This window comes from Peribacillus sp. P4_C12 (assembly GCF_056402095.1).
Genome location: NZ_JBFUIB010000001.1, coordinates 212,576 through 227,872, shown reverse-complemented (window position 1 = coordinate 227,872; position 15,297 = coordinate 212,576). Strand labels below are relative to the sequence as shown.

12 protein-coding genes and 2 pseudogenes are annotated in these 15,297 nt (G+C 37.3%); 5 read left to right on the top strand and 9 right to left on the bottom strand.

Annotated elements, in window-relative coordinates; translation table 11 throughout:
• The 4 genes from AC1DUW_RS01060 to AC1DUW_RS01045 form a co-directional block, all read right to left on the bottom strand.
• Positions 1–590: hypothetical protein (locus tag AC1DUW_RS01060; protein ID WP_477641823.1), on the bottom strand; the 590-nt coding region annotated here is incomplete at its 3' end.
• Positions 591–818: 228 nt separating this feature from the next.
• Positions 819–1,868, bottom strand: a complete 1,050-nt coding sequence (locus AC1DUW_RS01055) for a glycosyltransferase family 4 protein (protein WP_053348550.1) — start codon at positions 1,866–1,868, stop codon at positions 819–821.
• Between the two features lie 74 nt (positions 1,869–1,942).
• Entirely contained in the window at positions 1,943–3,037 is a 1,095-nt protein-coding gene (locus AC1DUW_RS01050; protein WP_236695045.1) for a glycosyltransferase family 4 protein, read from the bottom strand.
• A 27-nt stretch (positions 3,038–3,064) separates the two neighbouring features.
• Positions 3,065–3,808: a WecB/TagA/CpsF family glycosyltransferase gene (locus AC1DUW_RS01045; protein ID WP_477641822.1), complete on the bottom strand. Its 744-nt coding sequence runs from the start codon at positions 3,806–3,808 to the stop codon at positions 3,065–3,067.
• Between the two features lie 110 nt (positions 3,809–3,918).
• Here AC1DUW_RS01045 and AC1DUW_RS01040 point away from each other — a divergent pair, with 110 nt between their 5' ends.
• From AC1DUW_RS01040 to AC1DUW_RS01030, 3 genes are read left to right on the top strand one after another with little or no spacing between them, the layout of a single operon-like run.
• A complete protein-coding gene (locus AC1DUW_RS01040) occupies positions 3,919–5,349 on the top strand; it encodes an O-antigen ligase family protein (protein WP_477641821.1) in 1,431 nt (476 codons plus the stop codon).
• Between the two features lie 4 nt (positions 5,350–5,353).
• A complete protein-coding gene (murJ, locus tag AC1DUW_RS01035) occupies positions 5,354–6,877 on the top strand; it encodes a murein biosynthesis integral membrane protein MurJ (protein WP_477641820.1) in 1,524 nt (507 codons plus the stop codon).
• 25 nt (positions 6,878–6,902) lie between these two features.
• A complete protein-coding gene (locus AC1DUW_RS01030) occupies positions 6,903–8,093 on the top strand; it encodes a glycosyltransferase family 4 protein (RefSeq protein WP_477641819.1) in 1,191 nt (396 codons plus the stop codon).
• A gap of 15 nt (positions 8,094–8,108) precedes the next feature.
• Here the strand turns inward: AC1DUW_RS01030 and tagH are convergent, their stop codons facing one another.
• The 5 genes and pseudogenes from tagH to AC1DUW_RS01005 all read right to left on the bottom strand — a co-directional run bounded on the left by tagH (position 8,109) and on the right by AC1DUW_RS01005 (position 13,135).
• Complete coding sequence (gene tagH, locus AC1DUW_RS01025) at positions 8,109–8,906, bottom strand: teichoic acids export ABC transporter ATP-binding subunit TagH (RefSeq protein WP_053348544.1); 798 nt, start codon at positions 8,904–8,906, stop codon at positions 8,109–8,111.
• Positions 8,907–8,923: 17 nt separating this feature from the next.
• On the bottom strand, positions 8,924–9,724 hold the full coding sequence (locus tag AC1DUW_RS01020) for an ABC transporter permease (protein ID WP_477641818.1): 801 nt from the start codon (positions 9,722–9,724) through the stop codon (positions 8,924–8,926).
• Between the two features lie 3 nt (positions 9,725–9,727).
• Positions 9,728–10,888: pseudogene (locus AC1DUW_RS01015) on the bottom strand (CDP-glycerol glycerophosphotransferase family protein); the annotation flags it as partial.
• Between the two features lie 127 nt (positions 10,889–11,015).
• Positions 11,016–12,316: pseudogene (locus AC1DUW_RS01010) on the bottom strand (CDP-glycerol glycerophosphotransferase family protein); the annotation flags it as partial.
• A 387-nt stretch (positions 12,317–12,703) separates the two neighbouring features.
• Positions 12,704–13,135, bottom strand: coding sequence for a hypothetical protein (locus AC1DUW_RS01005; protein WP_477641817.1), 432 nt, complete (start codon positions 13,133–13,135; stop codon positions 12,704–12,706).
• Between the two features lie 404 nt (positions 13,136–13,539).
• Between AC1DUW_RS01005 and tagD the strand changes: the two genes are divergently transcribed.
• Together tagD and AC1DUW_RS00995 are read left to right on the top strand one after the other, a co-directional pair.
• Positions 13,540–13,938, top strand: a complete 399-nt coding sequence (tagD, locus tag AC1DUW_RS01000; protein WP_053348541.1) for a glycerol-3-phosphate cytidylyltransferase — start codon at positions 13,540–13,542, stop codon at positions 13,936–13,938.
• Positions 13,931–15,103, top strand: a complete 1,173-nt coding sequence (locus AC1DUW_RS00995) for a CDP-glycerol glycerophosphotransferase family protein (protein WP_053348540.1) — start codon at positions 13,931–13,933, stop codon at positions 15,101–15,103. The genes tagD and AC1DUW_RS00995 overlap by 8 nt, the downstream gene beginning before the upstream one ends.
• The last annotated feature ends 194 nt before the right edge of the window (positions 15,104–15,297 follow it).

Below are 15,297 nucleotides of genomic sequence, written 5' to 3'. Positions count from 1 at the left end.
AAATACATCCCATTCTTCTTTTTGATAGTGAAAAAATAGGTGGCCTCCGGAAATTTCTCTTTGAAAAAGCGATGATGGATTTCCCCTTCTACAAGGATTTCCTTCCCATTAAAATCAATCGAATGAATATGATTGGGAATATCATAAACCGTATTGATTTTATGTTTATAGCCCGCACGTAAAAAAGCGGAATTTTCTTTGCTCTTACTCAAAAGAAACATAAAGTCTTTCGATTCAAAAAATGAATTTGAATGATCAACCTGAAAATCTTCGTTTAAGTTAAGGCTAGATGATTTCCCCTCTACAACGACAAACAAATCATAATTCCTTTTTTTCTTTTCTAGCTGAATGTCAACTTTATTAATTGTAAATATATAAAGATTATGGTTTGCATTCTTTTCCATCATCTGTCCTGTTTCCTGAAACACTTTTTCTTTCTTCCTATTATAAAACTCAAGTAATACGGTTGTTTTCTTAGGCTTTGGAACAGATTCTTTGGTAATACTCACATAAAACTCAACCTGATTAGGATGATCTAATACCTTCGTTAAGTAAGCTTCTGGTGGAATATCCGGAATAGCTTGACTCATATTTTATCCTTTATTTTACTCAAATAGGAATTGAACACGTGAAAACACCCTTCCATTCTAATAATATTCGATACATACTAGTTTAACGCCTACTATGGAAGGTTATACCTTACCAAAACAATATAAAAAACCTCCATACGTATTAGTAAATACGGTATGGAGGCAGTAAACATATTTATTGGGCTTTGCATAGAGAATAATAATCTAGTATTCTATGCACTAAAGCAATTATGGTTTGTTTTTAAAATTTAGCATCTTCAACAAAGGTTGATAATCCGAATTGACCAGCCCAATTTTTTCCACAAAAATTTCTATAATCAATAAGAGGCCAGCTACAAGAATCAAAGCTCCCCACATTGTTGCAAATGAAAAGATTATGGCAGCTAAACCAAAGCAAGCAGCTAAAGCGTAAATAAGAAGTACAGTCTGCTTATGAGTAAATCCTAGGTTTAACAAGCAGTGATGTAAATGTGATTTGTCAGCAGCTGATATCGGTTGTTTATTTACAATCCTGCGGATAATCGCAAAAAATGTATCCGAAATAGGAACCCCTAAAATGATAATCGGTACAATTAAGGAAATCATCGTAACGTTTTTAAATCCAAGCAGGGACAGAACTGCGATGATGTAACCTAGGAACAATGCTCCTGTATCTCCCATAAAAATCTTTGCAGGATGGAAATTATATTTCAAAAAGCCAAGGGTACTTCCAATCACAGTCAATGCAACCATCGCTACAAATATATCCCCTTTAATAAGGGCCATCGTAGCAATCGTCACTAATGCAATTGTGGAGACTCCACCCGCAAGACCATCTAGGCCATCTATTAAATTAATGGCATTAATAATCGCTACAATCCACAAAATGGTAATAGGGATACTGAAAATGCCAAACTGAAGTGTGTCGGTAAAAAATGGTAAGTTGATAAATTCAACTTCAAGACCGCCCCATAACACGATAATGAGAGCAGCTAAAATCTGTCCCAAAAACTTGGGTGCAGCTCTTAATTCATATATATCATCCGCCATCCCAATTAATATGATGACAAGAGCACCTACTAGCAGAGGCAATTGCTCCCAAAAGTCATTCGTAAAAATTAAGAATGTAATGAAAAAACTCAAAAATATAGCTAAACCGCCCATGCGCGGCATAATTTTAATATGCACTTTTCGCTCATTTGGTTTATCGGTAGCCCCTAATTTAACGGCCAATTTTCCGACAAAAGGAGTCAAAAAAATGGACAATAAAAATGCTACCAACAAGGCCCCTATTAACATCAAGAACCACCTCTATTCAACATAAATCTAATACCCTTAACAATCAATAAGAAAACGTATTTATAATAACTTATTTATTTTTTCATCCTCAAATAAACATTATATACGTTTTCGGCTAAAATCTCTATAGAAAAGTTGTTTTTTGCAAATTTTTGTAAATCTGTCCCTAACCTTGTCAGGTTTCCGGATTTTTTTAATTCTACTGCTTTACAGATAGCCCTTTTCAATTGGGTTACATGCCCAATCTCTGTTATCCAGCCAAATTTCTCATCCGGAATTAATTCTTTCACACCGCCAACATCACTTGTAATCGCAGGCAAACCTGCCCTTGCCCCTTCAAGTAAAACAAGTGGGAAACTCTCGCTTAAAGACGTTAACAATGTGACATCAGCCAAGGGATAGAGCTTCTCTATATCTTTACGATACCCTAAAAAGAACACGTGATTAGTTAAATTTTTTTCCAAAACCATCTTTTCTAAAGCCAGTCTTCTGCTTCCCTCACCCACAAGCAACAGCTTTACATGGGGAAACTCCGATATCACTTGACTTAATGCCTCTAAGGCAAATTCATGGCCTTTTACAGGTTCAAGCCTAGCAGGCATAATAATAACAAAATCATCAGCCACAAACCCAAAGTCTTCTCTTTGAAAGGGTTCCTCTAATTTCTTTTCAAAGTTAATACCATTTAAAATCTTGGTGATCTTGGTTGAGGGAATCCCTTGACTAATTAAGTCTTGCTTAAATCGATCTGAAACCGCCAGTATATGATCAGTATGCTGAAATGACTTTAAATGCAAGCTCGTAAATAGTTTCCCTTTTACACCCATACCTAAAAAATCATGCTGAGGGGAACTGTGGACAGTAAGAACCCAGGGGCGTTTTACGAGACGTTTTAATAAAGCTCCATAAATATTCGCACGCGGACCATGAGTGTGGATGATCTCTATATTATTTAGACGGATAAAGTCCCGTAAAGGTTTCAATATCGAAAGGTCATACTTAGAATGTTGCTTGAAAATTTCAGTTTGAATCCCAGATGCCACAGCCTGCCGGTACAGAGCACCTTTTTCAAACACGCCAAGAAGGCATTCCTCTTTATTTAGTTGGTTAAGTAAGGACAGAATATGAAACATACCGCCGCCAGTTTCATTACCAGCGTTTAAGTGCATGATTTTCACCTAGTTCACTCCTTATGTTTAGGAACGCTGTAACCTCTTCCTTTTCCTTCTAACCTTTAATACGAATTTTGGCAGCACAAGCATCCGTTTCCATCGGGAAGGCTGTTGGATTAGTCGGTACAACCATTCAAGACGCACCCTCTGCCATATGTCAGGAGCGCGGTTCACCTTTCCTGCGAGAACATCAAAGCTCCCTCCAACTCCCATAAAAAACCCCTTTTTAAATAAGGGATAGTGCATAGAAACCCACTTTTCCTGCCTAGGGAAGCCCAAGGCTGTCAAAATAATGTCGGGTTCGAGTTCCGCTATGGACTTTGCCAAGTACTCGTCCTTGATATCAATGTAGCCATGGTTGTATCCTACGAGTTCGATACCCGGATATTTCTCTTGAACCTTTAAGGCAGCTGTTTCAATCACAGCTTCTTCCGCTCCAAGCAGATATACCTTTAGAGCCTGCTCATCAGCAATCCGAAATAGTTCATTCATCAAATCGAACCCAGTAATCCGCTCCTGTAATGGTTGGTTCAGCCATTTTGAGGCCATAATAATACCAACGCCATCCGGTGTAATGTAATCAGCCGATGTAATGATGTCCTTATAATCCTGATGTTCATTTGCATACTCAACAATTTCAGGATTTGCCGTAACGACAAACGTTTTTTCTTGATTCATTAATCTTGGGTAAATCACCTGATTTATAAATTCATCCATAGTGCTATCAATAAATGGTATGGACAATATCTCCACATATTTCTCAGTCATATCTCTTCAGCCTTTCATATGTACTATACATCTATAGGGTCGGGTATTATTCAAGAATTTTTTTCATACAAATCATATAAAGTAATTTTGATTCAAAGGTGGTTGAACAATTGAAGCTTCTTGAAAAACTTTCGTTACCCATTTTAATTGTGTGCCTGCTCTTTTCAATAGCAGTACCTCACCCTATCGTCGGCTACACTGCGACGGCATTGATGCTTATTTTTATCGTTATAAATAAAAAAAACCTGCTATTAATTCTATTCATTTACTTCCCAGCCCGTCCCTTATTTATGGAACTGAATAGCGGCTTAACCTATACAGGAGACCTGATTATCCTTTTCCTATTTATTTCTTTGCTTATTGAAAAGTTTAAGAAGAAAGAATGGTCAACTGCGAAGTATCATTTTACTTTACCATTCTGGCTGTATTGTTTAGTTGGTGTTGTTGCCGCGCTCTTAACAGGGGTGGGGCTCATTCCAATTCTGTTTGAACTACGAGCTATACTTGTGACTTTCTTGCTTCTCTATATTATCGGTGAATTAAATCTAGAAAGAAAGGATATCTTTCGCTTTTTGAAGGTAACTCTACTATTTACAATCGTCCTTTGCCTTCACGGCTTATTGGAGAAAATCTTTTCTCGTTCTATTTTTCTGCCTCAGGCTTGGGAAATGTGGACTCTTTCCTCAACAAATCGAATGAGGATTTATGGTGCAGCTGCCAATCCTAATGTCTTTGCTTTATTTTTAAGCATCCAGTTGTTTTTTAGCTTCTTCCTCTTTCAAGCGTTAAAGAAATATAAGTTCTCGGTCTTTCTAGCATCCAGCTTAATGTTCGGAACTTTACTGCTCACCTATTCACGGGGGACGATGATCGCTTTCGGAATCGCAACGCTTGTCTTTACCATCTGGACTAAAAATAAAACATTTTTTAAATTTGCTTTAGGGTCATTTGTTTGCGGCCTGTTTCTCATATATTACCCGGTTCTATTCACTTCAAGCAAAGTGGAGCTTTCAGCTTCAGTTCCAATGGAAAATATGAGGATTGGCAGTACTCCTATTGCCGAACGCGAACATGCCCTCTCCGATCGATTCTCTGACATGTTCTCTGATAAGACTCTTCACCAAAGTACAGAATGGGGCCGGTTATTTGTTGTTTTTAAAGGGCTTGAAATTTTTATGGATCATCCAATAGCTGGTACGGGTCTTGCTACATTTGGGGATTCGGCCACTCTTTCCTTCCCCTCACCGATTTATCAGGAATACCAGATTGGTGAAAGGATGTATACTGATAATCAATACATTCAGATTCTTGTCCAAACAGGGTTGCTCGGTTTTTTATCAGTTTTCGTATTTATTCTTTTAACCTTTCGTAAAATCATTAAAACAAGCAATGGTACTACAGCAGTCTTCACTATCTGCTTAATGCTAGCAGCGTTAATAGCAGGACTTTTTTACAATATTCTTGAGGATAAAACGTTTACCCTTATTTTTTATAGTTGTTTAGGATTTTGTTTACAAAAGGACATCTTTTTAAAGGAATGAACATATGCCTACTCTTTCACATGTTGTTAAATCGGTTGGGCTCGTCACTATCATTGCAGCCGTTGGAAAAGTCCTTGGCTTCGGCAGGGAATCAATCATTGCCGCCTATTTCGGAGCATCATCAACGGCAGACATCTTTTTCGTGGCGAGCCTAATTCCCACTATTCTTTTTACAGCTCTCGGCAGCGGTCTTCAGGCCGGTGTCATTCCTATTTACCTGGAGAAAAAAGCGGAAAATCCAAGGAAAGCTGATGAATTCATCAGCGTTTTAGGTTCCTTTTTTACGCTAGTAGCCGTCGTAATGACCATTGTCTGCCTGTTTTTCACAAAGCCGCTCGTTATGATGGTGGCCCCTGGTTTTTCAGGTTCCGAACTTGCTTTAACAGAGGTTCTAACCAGAATTATGCTGCCGAGTTTACTTTTTTTCACGCTTGCATACATGGCGACTGGAGTCTTGAATGCGAATCAGCGTTTTCTACTCCCAGCTTTTACTTCAACAGCCCAAAACATAGTCATTATTGTAGCCACCGTATTATTCGCTGCTCCCTTTGGGGTGAAAGGATTGGCCTGGGGATTTGTGTTTGGTGCCGCCAGCCAATTTATCATTCAATATCCGTCATTGAAAAAATACCAGATCCGTCCGATTTTTTCCTTTCGTCCTTACAAACAGCAAATTAATAATACGCTTATCACCTTTTATCCTATTATCATCGCGGCATTGGCCATCCAATTAAATAGTGTCGTCGACCGGATTATTGCCACCTCGCTCGAGACTGGAAGTGTATCGGCCCTGAACTATGCGAATCGGCTATTGTGGTTGCCACTAAGCATTGTCCTCACACCGCTGATTACCGTTTTATATCCATCGATTGTGGAACGCGCTATTGAAGGATATCAATCTTTCCTTACTTTAACCTTAAAAGGATTGAAGTCCCTTTTATTCTTAGCCGTTCCTTTTATGATTGTCATGTTGATCAGTGGAAACAGCTTAATCGCTCTGGCTTTTCAACGCGGTGCCTTTGATGCGTCTGCTACAGAAACAACTTATGCAGCATTTTTCTTTTATTCAGCTTGTCTCCCGTTTTTTGCACTACGAGATTATTTGATGAACGCCTTTTATGCCTTAAAAAAAACGAAAGTAGCTATGTATTCCTGCCTGATTGCTGTTTTACTAAATGTCCTGCTCAGCTGGGGACTTTCACGTTTTCTCGGTGTCGGCGGAATCGCCTTAGCCTCAGGTATATCCATGTTCCTGCAGTCTCTTTTCCTATTCAGCTTCTTGTGGCTAAAAACCCAAAAAAGTGACAAAGCTGTATTTACTGATGTTTTTCAAGAAAGCAGCAAACTAATCATCATCGGAGCTATCATCTATGGACTCGCTTTATGGATCCATCCTATTACGCTAAAGTTCCACATTTTTGTGGAATTAGTTATCGTCTCCCTTATGGTATTCGGGTTATATATCCTATTTTCTATGCTTTTTAAAGTAAGTAGTCTACAAGCATTGAGGAAGATTAGATCAAAGTAGTCATTTAAAAGAACGGAGTGCGGATATGAATATTTTAATTACAACGATATTTTCCTACCCTCATGAAGGGGGTCTATCAAGTCATATCACCACATTAAAAAAGGGATTGAAGTCACGAGGTCATAGCGTGGACATTTTATCTTTCTCACAATTACCCTCATTCAAGAAAAAGTTGCTCGCCCAGGCTCCAGGTTTTTTATTAAATAAAGTAAAACACGGGAGCGGGCAGCTGTTCAATGACAGACAACGTCTGAAGTTATTGACCTCTTCTATTAAAAGTTTGAAAAAAAAGTATGATGTCATTAATGCACAGGATATTTTCGCAACGCTTGCCTCCATTGAATCAGGAATCCCAACGGTGGAAACAGTCCATGGGTATTATTCATTTGAGGCGGTTAGCAGGGGGGCCATTTCCCCTGACAGTATGGAAGATTTAATCATTCGTGATTTTGAAAGAAAAGCCTATCAGTCTGTTGCAAAAGTCGTGACCGTCGATCGCCGAATTAAAGACTATATTAAACATTTAGCACATATCGAAGCGGAAACAATTAAGAATTTCATTGACGTGGCTGCTTTCAAACCCGAAACCACCGACCGGAATGAAACTCGACAAGTCTTTCAAATCCCCTTACATAAAAAGATGCTCTTTGTTCCTAGAAGAATGACAGAAAAAAACGGCGTTATTTATCCGATAAAGGCTCTTCCCGAGGTACTGAAAAATCATCATGACACTGTATTAGTCTATGCCGGGACAGGAGAACAGCAAGCCCAACTTGAAGAAACGATAGCCAAGCTCAAATTAACAGATTCAGTACTATTCCTAGGTTCAGTGCCTTTCGAAAAAATGCAAAACCTGTATGGTGCTTCAGATATCGTACTCATCCCAAGCGTTCATTCTCATGGGGTAGAAGAAGCGACCTCCATATCTGCGTTAGAAGCGATGAGTTCCGGCTCACCTGTTATTGCAAGTGCAGTCGGAGGCCTCAAGGAAATTCTCTCTGATGGAGAAGATGGTTTGCTCGTGGAGGAGAAAAACATCAAAGCACTATCTCAAGCCATCTCTTCTCTGCTTAGTGACCCAATACGAGCTGCAAAACTAGCCGAAAAGGCAAGATATAAAATTGAAAATGAGTATTCACATCTAGCCGCAGCCGAGCGGTTTGAGAAGGCTTACCAAGAAGTGCTGAATTCAAAAACAGGCAGACCCAATACTTGAGTCTGCCTGTCACTTTTATACCGTTGTAGAACTACGCTTGTTCATTTGATCTTCGCGGTATTTTTTCTGTTCTTTTTTAGACATTGCTTTATATTCTTTCAAGAATGCTTCATATTGCGGCATAACTTCCTCGATGGGGCCGTACGCTTTTACTTCTCCATATTCAAGCCATAACGCCTTTTGACAGAATTTCTTCATCTGACCGATTGAATGGCTGACGAAGAACATCGTTTTGCCTCTTTCCTTAAATTCATTCATCTTCTCTAAACACTTTTCAGCAAAGTTTTTATCCCCAACTGATAAGGCTTCATCAATAATCAGGATATCTGGATCGATATGAACGGAAATGGCAAATCCAAGCCTTGACTTCATCCCGCTTGAATAAGATTTCACCGGTTGGTTAATGAACTTACCAAGCTCTGAAAACTCAATGATTTCAGGTTCTAGTTCGCGAATCTGCTTTTTATCGAATCCGAGCATCAACATTTTCAATTCGATATTTTCTCTACCTGTCAATTGATTGTTAAGACCTGATGAAACAGCGATTAATGCTGTTTTCCCGTTAGCTTGGACATTTCCATCCGTGGGCGGGATAATACCAGCAATAATGTTGGACAATGTGGATTTCCCGGAACCATTGACCCCGACAAATCCGATTACATCTCCCTTTTCCGCTTCAAAGCTTACATTTCTAAGGGCATAATACTCTTCTCCATAGCTTTTAGGCAAAAGAAGATCCATCAATTTTTCTGAGTTTTTATTATATAATTTATATTTTTTCGTTACGTTTTTGACAACTACCGATTTTTCCATCTATTCTCACTTCCAGTTTACTTAAAGTCAACAAAGCGATCTCTAAATCTAACATGCAGCGAGGAACCTATCAAAAATAAGACGATTACGACTGCCCAGAAATAAAGCGTATATTCCCAATTCACTATTAGGTACCATGATTCCCCCAATAACGAAGCTCGATACCCTTCAACAATATAATATAGAGGATTTAGCTTCATGATATTAACGATTACTGGATGATCTTTAGCATCTAATACCCAAAGGATTGGTGTTAAATAAAACAAGACTTTCATTAAAGACAGTATTATATTGTGAACATCACGAATAATGGTTGATAAGGTGGAAGAAATTAATCCAAATGAAAATAACAGAGCCACTGTCGCAACAATATAGTAAGGCAGTTGTATGATGTAAAACGTCGGGAGATAACCACCCGTAAACGCTAAAAGTATGATGATGATACCAAGCAGCATGAGATGTTGATACAACTTAGCAAAAATAACATAAGAAGGAATAACACTCATTGGAAAACTCATCTTGGACACCATATTCATCCGGGAATAGACAGATTTAGACGTCTGGGTTATTGTCGGATTCACAAAGAACCAAACAACGATCCCTGCCATCAGCCATGGAAGGAACTCCTCGCCACGATTAACCATTATAAACCCGAATACAAACCAATAAATCGAAATTTGAATCATCGGATTGATGATTTCCCACAGGATTCCTAGGTAGTTACTGCTGTTAGCGCTTTTCATCTCGTAAGCAGACAAACGTCTTATCAAATAAAAATTGTTGATTTGTTCTTTTAAAACGGTCAAAGCTGAACTCATATATTACACAGACCTTCCTAAAAACACTTTTTCTACGACACGACGCGAAGCATGGCCATCCTCGAGCGCACAAAACTTCTCATGAAATTGATTAGATCCTACAACATTTCCAAACTCCATAGCCTTGATGCTATCAATGACCTCATCAGACGTTTTTACTAACGAACCTGGTGCCATCGCTTCAAAATCAAAGTAAAACCCGCGAAGCCTGTCCCTGTAATTTTCAATATCATATACATAGAACAACATCGGACGCTTTAAATTTGCGTAATCAAAGAAAACTGATGAATAATCAGTTATTAATAAATCTGAAATAAGATACAAATGATTGATATCTTCATAGCTGGATAAATTGTAGACAAAACCTTGATAAGCAGATACATCCAAGTTCTCAGAAATTAAATAATGTAGACGGAGCAAAATAACATACTCATCCCCTAATTCCTGTTTCATTTGATCCAAATCCAGTTTTATTTCAAACTTATATTTTCCCTTGCTATAAAACTCATCGTCTCTCCACGTAGGGGCATATAAAATAACCTTTTTCTCTAATGGTATACCCAACTTCCGTTTCAATGAGTCGATTGTATCACGATTATTCCCATTGTACAGCAAATCATTACGCGGATAACCCGTTTCCAGTATTTTAGAAGGTTCAACTTGAAAGGCACGAGCAAAAATTTCACTTGAATAAGCATTCGGAGAAATTAAATAATCCCATTTACTTGATTCGGCATGGAAATTTTCTTTATAACTTTCCGTTGTCGTTCCAGGCATATGAACTTCCTTCATATCTGAGGCAAGTTTCTTCAAAGGAGTTCCATGCCACGTTTGCAAATAAACCGTGTGATTCGGCTTTGGAATCCAAAGCGGTAACCTGCTGTTCGTTACCCAGTAACGAGCGCGTGTCATTTTAAGTAGCCAACTAAGTGAAAAACGTTTGAGATAAGGAATACCTGCCTCATCAAATTGAGCAGTATACCTTTTATCTACACTCCAATACATTTTATATTCAGAATGGTGACACTGCAAGTATTCATATATTGCACGAGGATTACAACTGTATTGCTTCCCTAAAAAACTTTCAAAAATAACAAGCTTTTTATCGACCGGAAGCACTTTCGCTGCTATGCCAAAAATGAATTTATAGGCGCTTGTGAGCAATGCTTTCCCATTTGTTACTATTGATGCCATATGATTCTCCTTTCAAAAAAGAACCGACTGTTAAACAGCCGATATATTCATAATCCTCATTCGATACCACTTTCTTAACAGGAATCGTCTTCTTTAGAAACACTTCATCCACAACACGATTAGCGGATTGACCGCATTCTAAGTAACAAAACTTCTGATAAAATTCTTCGAATCGTTCACTCAACTGGAATTGTTTTCTTTCGATATTTTTAACCTCTTCAATAAGTTCTTCTGTCACTTTGGTCAAAAGACCCGGTGCCTTCTCTTTAAAATCAAAATAAAAGCCCCTTAAGTTATCACGATAGTCTTCTATATCATACGTAAAGAAAATCATCGGCCTTCTTAAGTTCGCATAATCGAAGAATACGGAAGAATAATCTGTTACTAGTATATCCGATATCAAATACAGTTCCCGAATGTCTTCTAAGTGGGAGAAATCGTAGGCAAAGCCTTCAAATTCAGTAAGATCCATATTTTGGGCCACTAAATAATGCATTCTCATGATGACAATATAGGAGTCACCAAGTTCTTCCTGCATTCTTGCTAAGTCCAGCTCCAAATTAAACTTATACTTCCCTTTCCTGTAAAACTGATTGTCTCTCCAGGTCGGTGCATACAGAATAAGCTTCTTTTCAAGAGGAAGATTGAATTTGTTTTAAGCTCATTTATCGTTTCTTCATTATTTGAGTTTTGCAGGAAATCATTACGCGGATAACCTGACTCAATCATCTTCCGATCAAATTGAAACGCCCGCTCAAAAATCTCCGTTGAATAAGCGTTTGGCGAAACTAGATAATCCCAGTTGCTTGCTTCTCTCAAGAAATTCCTTTTATATTTGTTTGTATTCGTTCCAGGCTTATGCACTTCATCCATGTCCATCGCAAGGCGTTTTAGAGGCGTGCCATGCCATGTTTGTACATATATCGTGTGTTTTGGCTTTGGAATCCACAGCGGGAAGCGGACATTGTTTATCCAGTACTTCGCCCTCGTCATGATCAACAGCCATCGGATGGAAAACCGTCTAACATACTCAACGTCTTTTTGAGCAAAATAATTCATAGAGGCGCGGTCGACACTCCACACTAATTTATAATCTGGATAATGTTCTTTCATGTATTCATATATGGCCCTTGGGCTGTCACTATACTGCTTGCCATGGTAACTTTCGAATACTGCCAATTTTTTATTGGCTGGAATAATCAAGCTTATAATTGCAAAAGCTGACTTATACCATTTTCTAAGTCGCTTGCTTCTGCGGGTTTTCACCCATCTTTTTCTTAAGCCTTTAACAACCTCTGTTTTGAAGTTGTAACGTGAGACTGAAAGAGACAAGGATTTCGAAATTTTTGTGGCTTTAACTTTCACTTGTACCCTTTTTTGTTTCACCTTCAGAATGCTTTTGCTAGGAAGGTTTTCAAGTGAACTGCATTTCATTCTCAAACTGGTAAGTTGCTCCTGAGAACCATTGATTTGGTAATCAAGAACTATATAAAACATAAAGTACTTTGATTGATCGAAGTCAATCTCATCCAAGAGATTAATTTCACCTTTGAAAACGATATTCTTTGGCAAATTGCTATCAGCATACTTTTCTACCAAATCATCGCGGTCTACACTCTTGATTGGGACAATCCGCTCATCTTCTGTTAAGTTATTTCTAACGAGCAAGCTCACCTGACCGAACTTGAACCCTTCTAATTGAAATAAGGGTGGATAGTTAAAATAACCAGAGAATTGGAGCATGCCATCCTTTTGTAAATTCAGTTCATCGAACATGGAAAAAAGTTAATAGTCATTAGCATAAAAAGAAAGATTACCTTTTTTTGTTGCAAATGGATAGATCATTTTCCCCTGGTCTTCCTGAACAATGGTATGAAAGTTTAGTTGGCGGTCTCGAGTAGTGATTCTAGACTTAATTTCTGTGTTATCTTCTATCTTTCTTAAAATATGTAGATCCCACATTTCATCATCGATAAATCTATTTATATTTGTGCAAAACGGAAATGTAATCTCAAACAAATAATAAACATCTGTTTGATTTTTTTTCATAAAATTCAAGTTAACGATATCATCTTCGTTATACCTATTTGTTAAAACAAAAGAGTACTCTTCTATTCCTTCTAAAAAACTCTGCTTAATGGCAACTTCAATGTAGTAAACTCCATTATCTAAGCTCACATTCATCGTCTTTCTATTCTTAAATACATAATTATCCATATGGAAGAAACTTCTCCTCCCAATTGCAAACCAAAACTAAGTATTATTATTATAGGATTTCACTATCATAAATTCAAATTGATATTATTTTCAGATAAGTAATAAAAAAGCTTTTCTATATTATAAGCCAAACAAACACAGTTGCATCAAGTTCGTCTTAACAAACCCAATAGAAATTCTAGAATAGTTTTTGCGAAAATTGTAATATTATTTCCAAGAAACAACAAAAGATATTATATTTTAAACAATATTGTAAAATTTTTGTGGTTCATTTGTAATTCTTTTTTGTTATAATTGTTAAGACTTCTAAACTTATCATTTACAAATAAGTCTTTTCACTAGGTATACCGCATCGATCCTAAAGAGTAAATATATAAATATATGTATACAGGAGGAATAAATATATGAAGAAAGTAATCACTTATGGAACCTTTGATTTGCTTCATTGGGGCCATATCAATCTATTAAAACGTGCCAAGGACCTTGGAGATTATCTAATCGTTGCTATTTCAACGGATGAATTTAATGCTTTAAAAGATAAAAAAGCTTATCATAGCTTTGAAAATAGGAAAATGATTCTTGAATCAATCCGATACGTGGACGAAGTCATCCCCGAAGACAATTGGGCACAAAAAAGAGAAGATATCGTTCGTGAAGGTGTAGATATTTTTGTCATGGGAGATGACTGGAAAGGTCAATTCGATGAACTAACTGAAGTTTGTGACGTCGTCTACCTGCCAAGAACAATCGGCATCTCTACTTCTCAAATTAAAGATGACCTTTTAAAAGTTACAAATGGCTAAAGAATTTGCGATAGGGATTTATCTATTTTGTTTTAAAGCCCTATTCTCTATCTTTAAACTTTTTCCATTAACTGATAAAACAACCTTTGTCACATCCTTCGGAGACAATTGCCAGTACATTGCAGAAGAAATGGACAAGCAGGATATTTCTGTTCAAAAAGTATTTTTAATGAAATCGAGCAATCATATACAAGTGAAGGACGATGGAAAAACCATCGTCCTTCCGTTTGAAACGAAAAATATCATCGCCATGATTCGGTCGATTTATCACCTGGCTACATCAAAATGGATTATCATTGATAATTATTTTGGTTTTCTTTCAACCGTTACATTTAAAAAGACAGTGACTTGTGTCCAAGTATGGCATGCAGCCGGTGCCATTAAGCAATTCGGGTCAAAGGATCCTTCGATTCAAAGTCGTTCTGCTGGAGCAAGAAAAAGATTTTTAGAGGTATATCAAAAATTTGATTATGTCACAACAGGTTCCGAGAAAATGGCAGAAATTTTTCAGGAAAGTTTTCAATTACCGAAATCCCATATTCTTAGGACCGGGATACCTCGGACTGATTTCTTCTTTAATGATGAATCTAAAAAAACTTCACGTAGAGCGTTGTTAGCCATGTTTCCTGAGCTCGAGTATAAAAAAATCATATTATATGCTCCTACATTTCGAAATGATGGCTTAAAGACCGGGGAAATTGCACTCGATTTAGAATTAATCTACAAAGAACTGCAAAGCGAAAATTACGCGTTATTGCTGAAACTGCATCCGGCTGTAAAAGCTGAACATGATTTACAACATAAATTTCCCGGATTCGTATATCCAGTCAATAGTGATTTTCATGTGAACCAACTGCTAATTAGTACGGATCTTTTAATAACGGATTACTCTTCGATTCCATTTGAATTTTCTTATTTAGAAAAACCAATGATTTTCTTTGCTTATGACTTAGAAAAGTATGAGAAAGAGCGCGGATTTTGGGAGGATTATTCCTCTTCCATGCCCGGACCGGTCGTATCTACCAATGAAGAGCTCATTGAAAAAATCCGGAACGCTGATTATTCTATAGAAAAAATTGAGCCTTTTAAGCAAAAGTGGAATCAATACTCGACTGGAAATTCAAGTGAAAAGTTAGTAGATTTTCTTTTTCACAATTCAAAATAAGAAAATCATTAGAGAAATTCTGATTTTCGATAAAAATAGAGCTGTGTAATTCATAAATTCAACCACTCCCTAACACACGGAGTGGTTTTTTATGTAAATAAACCATCGACAATCAGTTCAAATAAACAAACATTTAAAATAGGAATGAAATTTATGGTTGTAGCAAATTCTATAGAAGAAAATAATTCTGCCAG

Excerpts from the sequence above, each read along its gene's own strand:
- AC1DUW_RS01045 (WP_477641822.1), bottom strand. The coding sequence starts at position 3,808 with ATGACTGAGAAATATGTGGAGATATTGTCCATACCATTTATTGATAGC.
- AC1DUW_RS00995 (WP_053348540.1), top strand. The coding sequence starts at position 13,931 with ATGGCTAAAGAATTTGCGATAGGGATTTATCTATTTTGTTTTAAAGCC.
- AC1DUW_RS01050 (WP_236695045.1), bottom strand. The coding sequence starts at position 3,037 with ATGCACTTAAACGCTGGTAATGAAACTGGCGGCGGTATGTTTCATATT.
- tagH (WP_053348544.1), bottom strand. The coding sequence starts at position 8,906 with ATGGAAAAATCGGTAGTTGTCAAAAACGTAACGAAAAAATATAAATTA.
- tagD (WP_053348541.1), top strand. The coding sequence starts at position 13,540 with ATGAAGAAAGTAATCACTTATGGAACCTTTGATTTGCTTCATTGGGGC.
- AC1DUW_RS01030 (WP_477641819.1), top strand. The coding sequence starts at position 6,903 with ATGAATATTTTAATTACAACGATATTTTCCTACCCTCATGAAGGGGGT.
- AC1DUW_RS01020 (WP_477641818.1), bottom strand. The coding sequence starts at position 9,724 with ATGAGTTCAGCTTTGACCGTTTTAAAAGAACAAATCAACAATTTTTAT.
- AC1DUW_RS01055 (WP_053348550.1), bottom strand. The coding sequence starts at position 1,868 with ATGTTAATAGGGGCCTTGTTGGTAGCATTTTTATTGTCCATTTTTTTG.
- murJ (WP_477641820.1), top strand. The coding sequence starts at position 5,354 with ATGCCTACTCTTTCACATGTTGTTAAATCGGTTGGGCTCGTCACTATC.
- AC1DUW_RS01005 (WP_477641817.1), bottom strand. The coding sequence starts at position 13,135 with ATGGATAATTATGTATTTAAGAATAGAAAGACGATGAATGTGAGCTTA.